The organism is Rhodococcus sp. As11, assembly GCF_048957735.1.
Classification (GTDB): Bacteria; Actinomycetota; Actinomycetes; order Mycobacteriales; family Mycobacteriaceae; genus Rhodococcus; species Rhodococcus gordoniae.
Map to the genome: position 1 here is coordinate 338,537 of NZ_JARDJE010000004.1, position 12,725 is coordinate 351,261.

The 12,725-nt window shown below is 66.8% G+C and carries 9 protein-coding genes; 4 read left to right on the forward strand and 5 right to left on the reverse strand.

The features are described 5' to 3' along the window. The first annotated feature begins 13 nt into the window (after positions 1–13). Positions 14–2,299 (forward strand): phosphoenolpyruvate synthase, encoded by a 2,286-nt coding sequence (gene ppsA, locus PV766_RS07700; protein ID WP_421096798.1) that lies wholly within the window; start codon positions 14–16, stop codon positions 2,297–2,299. Positions 2,300–2,434: 135 nt separating this feature from the next. On the opposite strand, the gene PV766_RS07705 is transcribed toward ppsA, so the two are convergent. The 4 genes from PV766_RS07705 to PV766_RS07720 all read right to left on the reverse strand — a co-directional run bounded on the left by PV766_RS07705 (position 2,435) and on the right by PV766_RS07720 (position 8,612). After that, on the reverse strand, positions 2,435–3,523 hold the full coding sequence (locus tag PV766_RS07705) for a TerC family protein (protein WP_421096799.1): 1,089 nt from the start codon (positions 3,521–3,523) through the stop codon (positions 2,435–2,437). 179 nt (positions 3,524–3,702) lie between these two features. Continuing rightward, positions 3,703–4,371, reverse strand: a complete 669-nt coding sequence (locus PV766_RS07710) for a hypothetical protein (RefSeq protein ID WP_064063038.1) — start codon at positions 4,369–4,371, stop codon at positions 3,703–3,705. Then, the gene (locus tag PV766_RS07715; RefSeq protein ID WP_421096800.1) at positions 4,368–7,139 is read right to left on the reverse strand and encodes a cation-translocating P-type ATPase; all 2,772 of its coding nucleotides are present in this window, start codon (positions 7,137–7,139) and stop codon (positions 4,368–4,370) included. Before PV766_RS07715 ends, PV766_RS07710 begins: the two co-directional genes overlap by 4 nt. Before the next feature lie 312 nt (positions 7,140–7,451). Then, positions 7,452–8,612: an AI-2E family transporter gene (locus PV766_RS07720; RefSeq protein ID WP_421096801.1), complete on the reverse strand. Its 1,161-nt coding sequence runs from the start codon at positions 8,610–8,612 to the stop codon at positions 7,452–7,454. A 207-nt stretch (positions 8,613–8,819) separates the two neighbouring features. On the opposite strand from PV766_RS07720, the gene PV766_RS07725 reads away from it, so the two are divergent. Beyond that, entirely contained in the window at positions 8,820–8,969 is a 150-nt protein-coding gene (locus PV766_RS07725; protein WP_421096802.1) for a hypothetical protein, read from the forward strand. Positions 8,970–9,026: 57 nt separating this feature from the next. Here PV766_RS07725 and PV766_RS07730 read toward each other — a convergent pair whose 3' ends face one another. Continuing rightward, entirely contained in the window at positions 9,027–10,817 is a 1,791-nt protein-coding gene (locus PV766_RS07730) for a glycoside hydrolase family 15 protein (RefSeq protein ID WP_421096803.1), read from the reverse strand. 298 nt (positions 10,818–11,115) lie between these two features. On the opposite strand from PV766_RS07730, the gene PV766_RS07735 reads away from it, so the two are divergent. Both PV766_RS07735 and PV766_RS07740 read left to right on the forward strand, forming a co-directional pair. Then, positions 11,116–11,667 carry a GNAT family N-acetyltransferase gene (locus PV766_RS07735; RefSeq protein ID WP_421096804.1) on the forward strand — a complete coding sequence of 184 codons (552 nt, stop codon included), beginning with the start codon at positions 11,116–11,118 and terminating at the stop codon, positions 11,665–11,667. Positions 11,668–11,787: 120 nt separating this feature from the next. After that, positions 11,788–12,720: an ABC transporter ATP-binding protein gene (locus PV766_RS07740; RefSeq protein WP_064063000.1), complete on the forward strand. Its 933-nt coding sequence runs from the start codon at positions 11,788–11,790 to the stop codon at positions 12,718–12,720. The last annotated feature ends 5 nt before the right edge of the window (positions 12,721–12,725 follow it).

A 12,725-nucleotide genomic window follows, 5' to 3' on the forward strand; every position in this document is an offset into this window, starting at 1 on the left:
TGGGGAGTCACCGATGACCGAACACAACCTGTGGGTTCGACCGATCGGCGAAGTAGGCGCCACCGACGCGCCGACGGTGGGCGGTAAGTCCGCGAACCTGGGGGAACTGACCCGCGCCGGGTTCCCTGTCCCCGCCGCCTTCGCCGTCACCACCGACGCCTACCTCGATGCGATGGAGGCTGCCGGGACACGAACCGAGCTGGCCGCCGAGGCGGTGCCCGCACCGGACATCGACGACGCCACGCTCATCCGCACGTCTGCCGCCCTCGCCGCCCTGGTGACCGATTCGACCGTTCCGGACGAGATGCGTGCGGCGATCGTCTCCGCCTACGAACGTCTCGGACCCGATGTCCCCGTGGCGGTGCGGTCGTCGGCCCCGGCGGAGGATGCCTCCGACACGTCGTTCGCCGGGATCCACGAGTCCTACACGAACATCATCGGCGCCGCTTCGGTGGTCCGCGCGGTGCAGGCGTGCTGGGCCTCGTTGTGGTCCGAACGCGCCCGCACCTATCGCGGACTGCGCGGAGTCACCGACGAACCGTCCATCGCGGTGGTCGTCCAGGTCATGGTGAAATCCGAGTCCTCCGGTGTGGCATTCACCGCGGACCCCCGCACCGGCGACCTCGACCGCATCGTGATCGAAGCGGCGCTCGGTCTCGGCGAGGTCGTCGTCGGCGGGCAGGTGGAGCCCGACACCTACGTCGTCGCCAAGGACACCTTCGAGGTGCTCGACGTGCATCTCGGTCACCAGGAGTTCCGGATCGCCTCGACCGACACCGGGGACAGTCGTGTCGCGGTCGATCCGACTCGCAGCACCCGGGTGCTCGACGACGATCAGCTCGACCGCGTCGCGCGGCTGGCCGCCGGAGTCGAACAACACTACGGTCGGCCCCAGGATCTCGAATTCGCATTCGCGAACAACGAGCTGTGGATCGTGCAGACCCGCCCCATCACCACCCTCGATCAGCCGGCTCCTGCCGCCTCGACCGGCAACGGCCAAGCACGACCGTTGCTGACCGGCCTCGGCGCCGGCCCCGGGGCGGCGACCGGGCGTGTACGGGTGCTGCACGAACTCGTCGACGGGAAACGTCTGAGCGACGGCGAGATCATCGTGGCGCCCATGACCCGGCCGGACTGGCTGCCGATCCTGCGGCGCGCCGGTGGCATCGTCACCGACGGCGGCGGCATCACCTGCCATGCCGCCATCGTCGGACGGGAACTGGGCAAGCCCGTCGTGGTCGGTGCCCGGACCGCCACCACCGATCTGCGCGACGGACAGTTGATCACGGTGGACGGCAACGCCGGGGCGGTGTTCGACGGGGCGGTCCACACCGCCGAGCGGCCCGCGGCGACGACATCCGCACCGGCGACGTCGCCTGCCGGAGCTGCGACCGTCACGGCCACAGCGGTATACGTCAATCTCGCCACTCCGGACGCGGCAGAGGCGGTCGCCGCCACCGATGTCGACGGCGTCGGCCTGCTCCGCGCGGAATTCATGATCACGGAGGCGCTCGCGGGGGAGCACCCGTCGCACATGATCGCGCAGGGCCGTCGCGACGAGTACGTGGAGAAGATGGCGGAAGGCGTCGCGACGATCGCGGCGGCGTTCGCGCCACGTCCGGTGGTCTATCGCGCAATCGATCTGCGCAGCAACGAGTTCGCCGATCTCGAAGGAGGCGAGATCGAGCCCCACGAGGAGAACCCCATGATCGGCTACCGCGGATGCTTCCGGTACGTGCGGGATCCTGAACTGTTCTCGCTCGATCTCGATGTGCTGCACCGCGTTCGGAGTGCACATCCGAACGTGCACCTGATGATCCCGTTCGTGCGCACCCGCTGGGAACTCCGGGACTGCCTCGCCCAACTCGACCGGCATCCACTCGGATCCGACCAGCGCATGCTGCGCTGGATCATGGCCGAAGTCCCTTCCGTCGTCTACTGGCTGCCGGAGTACGCGAAACTCGGAATCCATGGGGTGTCGATCGGCAGCAACGACCTCACACAATTGATGCTCGGGGTCGACCGGGACTCCGAGGTGTGCAAGGACCTGTTCGACACCCTCGACCCGGCCGTGCTCGACGCGATCGACCACGTCATCGAACGAGCCTCGGCCGCGGGACTGACGACGTCGTTGTGCGGGCAGGCCGTGTCGACCAGCACCGACCTCGCCGAGCATCTCGTGCGGCGCGGTATCACCTCGGTGTCGGTCACACCCGACGCCGCAACGCAGACGAGACGGACCGTGGCGCGAGCGGAACAGCGCATTCTGCTCGACCGCGCCCGCACCTCGGAGACGTGAGTGAAATATCGACGCCCGCTACCCGGTGGGCCTCTCGACAGGGCGTCGATAGGTCGGATCCCCTGTCTCGGATCCGACACGATCTGTTCCCACCGTCGTTTTCGATCTCCCGCTGCAGGTCGCCGAGACTCGCGCTCAGTCCCGGAGCCCCTCTCCTGTGGTGGTTCGGCTCCCATCCCCGAGGCACTCGGAATCGTCCGAACGAGCCGGGGCACCTGTGCGCCTCCACCCCCACAGGGGCGCTGCGGCAGCGAGTTCCGCCGGAGTGGCGCTGCGGAACAGAGCCGCAGCGACCGGAGGAGCCTGACGGCCCCGGCCGCGGGTGACGTACAAGCTCGCAGCGATGGAGGCCCCGATGATCGTGGTCACCACGGCCAACGAGATCGTGGTGGGGATGTAGAACACGTCGATCTTCAACGCCATCTTGAATCCCACCCAGACGAGCACCAGCGCCAGGCCGACCTTCAGGTAGACGAAGCGGTGGATCAGATCGGCGAGAAGGAAATACATCGCCCGCAGACCCAGGATGGCGAACGCGTTGGCCGTGAACACCAGGAACGGAACGTCGGTGACCGCGAAGATCGCCGGGATGGAGTCGACGGCGAAGACGATGTCGGTGACCTCCACCAGTACCAGCACCGCCAGCAGCGGAGTGGCCAGCACCGTGCCACCGATCCGAACGAAGAACTTCTGCTCGTAGAAGGCGTCGGTCATCGGCACGTAGCGGCGGAACAGGCGTAACGTACGCGAGCGCTCCGGATCGAGGTGCTCGTCGCGGCCGCGCAGCATCCGGCAGCCCGTGAGGATCAGCAAGGCCGCGAACAGATACAGGATCGCTCCGAAACTCGCGATCAGCACGGAACCGGCAGCGATGAACAGGCCACGGAAGACCAACGCTCCGAGTACCCCGAGGAAGAGCACCCGGTGCTGCAACCGGCGGGGCACTGCGAAGTATGTGAAGATGATCGCCCACACGAAGACGTTGTCCACTGCGAGGGATTTCTCGATCAGGTACCCCGCGAAATACTGCCGGCCGAACTCCGCGCCGGCATTGAGCCAGATCAGAACGCCGAACCCGATCCCGAAGCCGACCCAGACGGCGGACCAGACCGCCGCCTCACGCACCCCGATCACATCGGCGCGGCGGTGGGCGAACAGGTCGATCGCGAGCATCACCACGATGAATCCCAGCACCGCGGCCCAGGCCCAGAACGGAACAGTCATCGACACACCTCCGGTTCGTGATCAACCGGAGGTCTTTCCCGCCCGCCGAGACAGGCCCGCTCGCCGGGTCCGGATCGTCGGACCGTCGTGACGACGAGACGGTTGGGGGATACTCCCCTCCATCGGAAACCAGTGAAACCGATCCAGCGGAGTTCTGCAAGGAATTTCGCCGAGTGCGCTCACGGTCGTCCCCGTCGAGATTCCGAGGACTCCGCGACTCGTGGGACGGACGGGGTCTGTCGCCTGAGCAGGACCGACATGGTCGCGCCCGTCACCGCGGCCATGGCGAGCGCCATACCCACGCCCGCGACGAGTCCGATCGCCACGACGAGCACCGGGGGCTGGCCGGGGTGCCAGAACGGTGGAGCTACTGCGAAGAAGACGGCGAGACCGACGAGCCAGCCGAGAGCCGTTCCGAGTATCCACCAGGTCGCACCGGAGAGATGACGGCGTAGTTCGAGCCATTGAGCGAGACCGATCGACGTCAGGAGGGCGACAGCACCCGCTCCGAAGAAGAGCACCTGCGCGATCAGTGGCCAACTCGTCCACCGGGCGGCGAGTGCGGAAGGCAGGAGACCGATCGCGTACGCCGCCGTCGCCGCTGCCGCTGTGAGTGCCACCCATCTCCGTCTCGACAGTTGCGGCAACCGCCGGTGCAGTACCGCTGCCTGCGAGATTCCCAGGATCGCACCTTCCACGGCACCCGCGGCCAGAAGCAACGGAAATGCCGATGGGGAATCCCTCGTGAGGACGCCGACTGCGGCGGGCGCAGCGAAACCCGCCGCTTCTCCTGCCGCCACCACCACGATCCACGTCGTGAGCCAGCGTCGCGTCGGTTGCTCGTTCATCCGTGCTGCGCTCCGTTCCCAGTCCGACGCCACCATCGGAACAACTCGTCGCATCCCCACACGATGACCGGTAAGGGAAGCAACAGGGTCAGCAGCCAGATGTCCGGGACTGCGGTACCGAAGACGGTCTGCAGCGGGGGAAGGGTCACGACCGCTGCCGCAAAGACGATCTCGAAGGCGATGCCCCACAACAGCATCCGATTCGTGGTGAATCCGATTCGGGCGAGTGGACTGCGGCTGGTGCGGGCCGCCATGGCGGTGCCGATCTGACAGGCGACGATGCCGAGAAAGGTCATCGTCGTCGCCTGCTGCCAGGTGTGGTGCAGTTCTCCGGTGCTGGTGTCGGCCCCGAAGGTCCATCCGCCGTCGAGGAGGGTGAGCAGGAACAGTCCCATCACGAGGACGGCCGAAACGCCACCGAGCAGGCCCCATGAGCGGGCGAGCATAGGGCCGTCGATCACCGACTGTGTACGCGGCCGAGGCGGACGCCGCATCAGATCCGGTTCGGCGTTCTCACGACCGAGTGCCAGGGCGGGAAGTGTCTCGGTGCCGAGATCCACGGCCAGGATCTGCATGATGGTCAGCGGCAGAGGGATCGCGCCGCTGGTGAGTGCGTACGCGAGGAACGGCACGACCTCCGGTGTGGCGTGCGCGAAGATGTAGACGATGAATTTGCGGACGTTGTCGTAGACGCGCCGGCCCGCTTCGATGGCGCCGACGATCGTGGCGAAATTGTCGTCGACGAGGACCATGACGGCGGCTTCGCGCGCGACGTCCGTGCCCGAACGCCCCATTGCCACTCCGATGTCGGCCTGGCGCAACGCCGGTGCGTCGTTGGCTCCGTCCCCGGTCATGGCGACGATATGGCCCGATTCCTGCAAGGCGTCGGTGATGCGCAGTTTCGTCTCCGGTGAACTACGGGCGAAGACGATCTCGTCGTGTCCTGCGAGTGCCGCGTCGAGTTCACGATCCGACATGGCGTCCGCCTCGTCCCCGCCGATGACGCGCAGACCCCTTTCCCCGATGTGCACACTCTCGGCGATCCCCCGGGCAGTGAGCGCGTGGTCGCCGGTGACGACGATCAGTCGGATCCCCGCCGAGTGGCAGCGGTCCACGGCTTCGGGTACCTCGTGGCGGGGTGGATCGATCATGGCGGTGATACCGAGCAGTGTCGAGCCCTGTTCCGCCTGTTCGCGGGTGAGGTTCGCGGGGATCTCGGACGACGGGAGGGTGCGTTCGGCGATCGCGAGCAGACGCCGGCCTCGCCGCGCCCAGTCGGCGATGACCGCGTCGACCGTGGCACGATCCTCATCCGTCAACGGTCTGGTCGAGGTCTCCTCGGCGATGTGCGTACAGCGTGCGAGGACTTCCTCGGGTGCGCCTTTGGTGTGCACGACGACGGATGTGCCGACGCGGTCCACCGTCGACATTCGTCGCAGAGCGGGATCGAAGTGGAACTGCGCCAGCCTGTCGTCCTTGCTGCGATGGGGGTCGATGCCGACCTGCGCGGCGGCCTGGAGGAGAGCGAGTTCGGTCGGGTCGCCGATGCCGGTCTTCGCGGCATGTTCACCATCGGGTCGGATCGTGTCCGGAGCTTCGGCCGGTTCGGAATTGTTGCACCATACCGCCGCGGTCATCAGCCGGTGCGAGACCGAACGTGCGGCGGGCGGATCCGGGAGGGCTTCGAAGTCGACGACTCCGTCGCTCGTCCACGCCGTCGTGACGGTCATCCGGTTCACGGTCAGCGTGCCGGTCTTGTCGGTGCAGATGACGCTCGTCGACCCGAGTGTCTCGACGGCCGAGATCCGCTTGACCAGGGCGCCCTGTCGGGCGAGCAGGCGTACCCCGACGGCGAGAGCGAGGGTGATGGTGGGAAGCAGTCCCTCGGGAACGTTGGCAACGATCAATCCGATCGCGAAGGTCACGGAGTCTGCCAGGGACAGTCCGGCCAGCAATGTGCCGAGTGGTATGAATGCGGCGCCCATCCCGACGGCGACGACGGCGATCAGCCGCGCAACCCGTTTGACCTGCTTTTCGAGGGGACTTTCCTGATGTCCGCCGCCTTGGGACAACGCCGCGATCCGTCCGAGCTCGGTGTGCATGCCGGTGGCGAAGACCACGGCTGTCGCTTCGCCGGTGACACAGGTGGTGCCGCTGAACACGACGTCCCGCGCGTGGATCAGAGGCACGTGGCTGTCGGCGCTGTCGGCGGTCACCCGCACCGGCATCGATTCTCCGGTGAGAGCCGAGGCGTCGATTTCCGCCACGCCGTCGAGCAGTCGTGCATCGGCGGAGACCCGATCCCCCTCGGAGACCACGACGACGTCACCCGGCACCAGCTCCCGGGCGTCGATTTCCCCGTCGGTGTCGTCACGCAGGACTCGGGCACGTTGGGGCAGGTACGCGGCGAGAGCTTCGACCGCCTGGTCGGCGTGGCGTTCCTGCACGAACGCGAACGCGGCGTTGAGGGCGATGACGACGACGATCGCAACGGCGAGAGGAACGGAGGACGACAGCGCCGCAAGGAGAGCCGCGACCCAGAGCAACAGCGCGAGCGGGTGCACGAGTTGCCGGCTCAGGGCGCGCAACCAGCCTTCGCTGCGGCGACGGACCAGTTCGTTGTAGCCCGACACGCCCAGGCGCCGCTGCGCTTCGCGGGTGGACAGGCCGGTACGGGACGAACGCAGGTCCCGTAGCAGGCGGTCGAGGGATTCGAGGGGATCGACGGGCGGATCGTGCTCGGCGGTGTCGGTCGTGAAGTGACTCATGAGGTCTCATTCCTGCCGCATCGCACAGGGTCTCGGTGGCGGGGCACGGGGAACCGGTGTCCGGTGCGGCCTTCGATGAGGTGGACGGGCCGGACGGTCGAGCACGCGGCGGCCGACCCGAGACAGGCGGCTCCGCCGCGTCCGACGACCAGAAGGATCTGTTCCGCGACAGCGCCGGCGGTCACTTCTGCAGAATAGGCCTGCACGGTCGGTCGAGCAGCGGCCTCGCCGTCTACGGCATCTTTCGGCCCGGCGGGCTCGACGGCCGTTCGGAGGCCGGCCGTCCGGCTCATCGGTGCCGAGCGGCGATCATCAGGCACGGTCGAGCCGGGGAAAGAGAACTTCCTGAGCGATCAGGTGCACGGCCGCGGCGAAAGGAATCGCGACCAGTGCTCCCACCAGACCCAGCAGGGCGCCGCCGATCAGGACTGCGATCAAGGTGCTGAGAGCCGGCACCTCCACCGATCGCCCGATGATCTTGGGAACGAGCAGGTAGTCCTCACCGAGTCGGAAGGCGACGAAGAACACGATCGTGGCCACACACACCGGCACCGAGACCGTCAATGCCACGGCAGCCACCGCAATCCCCGCGATCGTCGATCCGATGAGCGGCACCAGATCGAGTAGAGCGACGAACACCCCCAGCAACAGTGCGTAGGGCACGGAGAACACGGAGAGCCACACGAAGGTCGCTGTGCCGGCGATCACCGAGATCAGGATGTTGCCGAGCACGTAGGAACCCACTTTTGCGAAGATCTCGTCGCCGAGCAGGATCGCCCGTGGACGCCGTGAGCTCGGCACGAACCGATAGAGGGTGGCGCGCAAACGGGGCAGATCGGCAAGGAAGTAGATGGTCAGCACCGTGACGACGAGGGTGTCGGTCAAGGCGGTGAACACGGCCTGACCCGCGGTGACGATCTCTCCGAGCACCGACGTGCCGGTACCACCCCAGAACTGGGTCAACCGGTGCTGCAGGTCGAACCGGGCATCGAGACGACCGACCCATGACGACGGTTCGGTGAGTTGCTCGAAGTAGTGAGGGGCGGCTGCGATCAACGCCGACGCCTGGTCGGTCAACGGAGGAATCGCCGCAGCGACCAGTGCCGCCAGGGCGACACCGCCGACAACGAAGACGCCGGTGACCGCCACCCACCGAGGGACCCGTCGGGTGGTCGTCCACCGCACGAGCGGTTCGAGTCCGAGCGCGAGGAAGAACGCGACACCGATCAGGATCAGGATCGACTCCACGGCTCGTGCCGCCAGCACGACCCCGACGGTGGTGAGTGCACCGGCCGCGGCAGTCATTCCGGTGAAGAAGGGGGAGTGGCGATCGAATCGGGGACCGAGTGTGCCGCGAGGGAAACGGTCCGTGCTCGATGCTGCCGCAGCCCGTTCGGCGGCCGCGATCGGGTCGATATCCGGGGTTCGCTCGGGATCCGCGCCGGCCGGTGGTTCACGGTCCGAACCGGTCACGATCGATCCTGGTGTCCGCTGTCGTCGCGGTTTCGGGCCGGGACGACCATCGAATGGACGAGCAGCGCGTGAACCGGTAGGCCGCCGATGGTCGACATGATTCCAGTATTGGAGGACGTGTCACTCCGGTGGCGGGTTCGGGGGAATTCCCCCGGCACGCCATATGAAGCGACTGCGAATCAGGGGGACGATGGAGGTGGCAAGGGGGTGAGCGTTTCCGCTTCCCCGACTCGGGAAAGGCAGGTGGCGGCAATGAACATGATGACGATGATGGACCAGGCGCATATGGTGCTGCACCAGTTCATGATGTGTCTTCACCAGCTGGGCGTGATGCCGATGATGCACATGCCGATGTAGATCCGGAGGCGGACGCGGTCGACGAAGCAGGTGACTCCCGGTGGGTGGTTCAGGAGGTCACCGCGCAGCGGGACGGTGGGTGCCGACAGGGCAACCGGAGAGGTGCCGTGCGGTGTTGACCAACGCGACATGGCTGAAGGCCTGGGGAACGTTGCCGAGTTGGCGACGCGCGTCCGGGTCGTACTCTTCGGCGAACAACCCGACGTCGTTGCGCACGGACAACAATCGATCGAACAACTCGCGGGCATCACGGACGCGGCCGGCGCCGTACAGTGCGTCGGCGAGCCAGAAGCTGCAGGCCACGAATGTTGCCTCGGGTTCGGCGATGCCGTCGACCTGCTCGAGTTCGGGTCGGTAGCGGACGAGAAAGCCGTCCCGGCTCAGCTCACGCTCGATCGCCGACACGGTGCCGGTAACGCGGGGATCGTCCCACGGCAGAAAGCCGGTGCGGGGTATGAGCAGCAGCGCCGCGTCCACCCCTCGGCTGCCGTAGAACTGGGTGAAGGTGCCGCGGCGTGCGTCGAATCCTTCCTGCAGGATCTCGGCATGGATCTGTTGGCGCAGAGCGCGCCACCGATCGACCGGACCGGGTAGGCCGAACCGCTCGACGGCTCGGACGCCGCGGTCCACACCTGCCCAGGCCATCACCTTGGAATGAACGAACGGACGCGGCCGACCGCGTATCTCCCACAAACCGTTGTCGGGTTCCCGCCAGTGACCTTCCAGGAAATCGAGCAGGGCCACCTCGATGTCCCACGCCGGGTCGCCGCGCAGACCGCTCTCGCGGGCCAGATGCAGACAGTCGAGTACCTCGCCCCACACATCGAGCTGGAACTGTCCGGCAGCGGCATTGCCGACGCGCACGGGTACCGAACCGTCGTAGCCGGACAGCCACGGCAGGGCGAATTCCGGTACTCGTCGAGCTCCGTCGAGTCGGTACACCATCTGCAGGTCGGCGGGGTCTCCCGCCACTGCCCGTACCAGCCAGTTGCGCCACGCCTCGGCCTCGGCGACGAATCCGCACCCGAGCAGGGCTTGCAACGTGAAGGCGGCGTCGCGTAACCAGCAATATCGATAGTCCCAGTTGCGGCTGCCGCCGATCTGTTCGGGCAGCGAGGTGGTGGCCGCAGCCACGATGCCCCCGGTCGGGCGATAGGTCAGCGCCTCGAGGGTGATGAGCGAACGATGTACCGCATCGGTGTGCTCCCCGGTGTAATCGCAGGACTCGATCCAGTCGGTCCAGTATCTGTCCGTGTCGGAGATCGCCTGCCCCGCATCGAGCGGCCTGGGAGCGTGTTCATAGGACAGGCCGTAGGTGAGCACGAACGGAACGGTGTCTCCGGCGTGGATCTCGAACTGTCCGGTGGTTCGCATGTCGTGCCCGCGTAGAGGCACCGGAGTGCGGAGCCGGACGGCATCCGGACCGGCGACGGCGGTCAGGCATCCCGGGACGCGGCGGACCCACGGGACGATGTGCCCGTAATCGAACCGCAGTCGAAGCTCGGTCTGCATCCTCACCGATCCGGTCACGCCCTCGACCACACGGACGACGTCGGCGGTCTGTCGCCGCACCGGCATGCAGTCGGTGACCCGCACCGACCCTGTGGCGGTGACCCATTCGGTCTCCAGGATCAATGTGTCGCGACGGTACGCCCTCCGGGTGCAGACACCGCCTCCCACGGGAGCGAGCGACCATCGTCCCGCCTCGTCGCCGTCGAGCAGCGCGGCGAAACACGCAGGCGAGTCGAAGCGCGGCAGGCACAGCCAGTCGATCGACCCGTCACGACCCACCAGGGCAGCAGTGTGCAGGTCCCCGATCAACGCGTAATCCTCGATGCGCTGACGCATATGTCGACCTCTCGAAGTTCGGCACTCGCCGCCGAACAATGCGGCAGACAACCGAGACCACTGTGCTGCGGGAGTCGAATTCCTTCAGTATGCCCCGCTCGGCGGCGTCCCGTCACAGCCCTGCAGACTCACCGTCGGCCGCGTGAACAGTGACCAGGGACCCCACGCCTCTCGCGTTTCGGGCCTATCGTGGACGTCGACGGAAATCGGAGCACACGGGAGGCCGTGATGCGGTCGGTGTCGGCGGCGATCGAGGCGGTGCAGAGTCTCGGCTCGCCGGTGGGAGGGGATGCACTCGATGGGGACTACTCCACCACACACCGTCTGCGCAGATCTGGTGCTCCGCCCACTCGGTCCGCAGGACGAGGAGCGAGTCCGCGCATTGCACGAACATCTCACCGAACGGGAGACCTATCTGCGATTCTTCACGCTCGTCCCGCGCCACCTCGACGATCTCGTGGACATGCTGTGCAATCAGGACGACAAGCACGTGAGTCTCGGGGCCTTCGACGACGGAACGCTCGTCGGAGTCGCGAACTACACCGTTCTCGAGCCCGATCACAAGGCTCCTACGGCGGAATGTGCCGTCGCTGTCGGTCATCCGTTCCAGCATCACGGGGTCGGCACCACCTTGCTGCAGCGATTGGTGGGAATCGCGTGGCGTCGCGGCATCCGACATCTGTCGGCATTCGTCCTGGCCGAGAACAGTACGATGTTGCAGGTGCTCGAGGACCTGGGGTGGTCGCGGGACGAGCGAGCGCCGGGGCCCGTGGTCGAGGTGAAGATCGACCTCGCGGATCCGAGGGGCGAGGACGACCTCCGAAACCTGATCGCCGGGCCGGCCGGTTGACGCAGTGCCACCTGTTCTTCGCGTCCGGTGGCCGCGGCGCGACGAAAACCGTGCAGTGTGCGACGCATTCGTGTTCGAAATGCGCTGTCTGCGCCCCGGAATGCGCGTAATCTCGGCACCGTGTCCCCGGCCGTGTCGGTGAATCAGCTCGTCAAGACGTTCGGCACGACCCGCGCGCTCGACGGCCTCGATCTCGAGGTCCGTCCCGGTGAGGTGCACGGTTTTCTGGGACCCAACGGGTCTGGCAAGTCCACGACCATCCGGATCCTGCTCGGATTGCTTCGTGCCGACTCCGGAGAAGTGTCACTGCTCGGTGGCGACCCGTGGCGTGAGGCGGTGTCGCTGCACCGGCGTCTCGCCTACGTGCCGGGAGACGTCAACCTCTGGCCGAACCTGACCGGCGGGGAGGCGATCGATCTCCTGGCCGGACTTCGGGGAGGTCTGAACGAGCCGCGACGCGCCGATCTCGTCGAACGATTCGAACTGGATCCGACGAAGAAGGTGCGGACGTATTCACGAGGCAACCGGCAGAAGGTCGCGATCGTTGCAGCGCTGGCCTCGGACGTGGACCTGTTCCTGTTCGACGAGCCCACCTCCGGTCTCGACCCTCTCAAGGAGGAGGTTTTCCGGGACTGCGTGCGCGACATGGTTGCTCTCGGCTGCTCGGTGTTGTTGTCGAGCCACATCCTGGCGGAAGTGGAGGCATTGTGCGACCGCGTGACCATCATCCGTCGTGGCCGCACCGTCGAGTCGGGCACACTCGCCGAACTGCGCCACCTGACCCGCACGTCGGTGACCGCCGAAACCGTTCGCCCGGCGGTGGGCCTCGAGACGATCGAGGGGGTGCACGATCTGGACGCGCACGACCACACCGTGCGCTTCGAAGTCGACACCGGACATCTCGAAGCGGTGTTGCGCGAACTGCTCGGATTCGGTCTGACCTCGCTGACGAGTACTCCGCCCACTCTCGAAGAACTGTTCCTGCGGCACTACGGCGACGATCTGCCGGGTGAGCACAACCATGCACCCGGAACACGCTCCGCACCGCGGTGAAGGAG

Coding starts and splice junctions, on each gene's coding strand:
- ppsA (WP_421096798.1), top strand. CDS start 14: ATGACCGAACACAACCTGTGGGTTCGACCGATCGGCGAAGTAGGCGCC.
- PV766_RS07705 (WP_421096799.1), bottom strand. CDS start 3,523: ATGACTGTTCCGTTCTGGGCCTGGGCCGCGGTGCTGGGATTCATCGTG.
- PV766_RS07710 (WP_064063038.1), bottom strand. CDS start 4,371: ATGAACGAGCAACCGACGCGACGCTGGCTCACGACGTGGATCGTGGTG.
- PV766_RS07715 (WP_421096800.1), bottom strand. CDS start 7,139: ATGAGTCACTTCACGACCGACACCGCCGAGCACGATCCGCCCGTCGAT.
- PV766_RS07730 (WP_421096803.1), bottom strand. CDS start 10,817: ATGCGTCAGCGCATCGAGGATTACGCGTTGATCGGGGACCTGCACACT.
- PV766_RS07735 (WP_421096804.1), top strand. CDS start 11,116: ATGGGGACTACTCCACCACACACCGTCTGCGCAGATCTGGTGCTCCGC.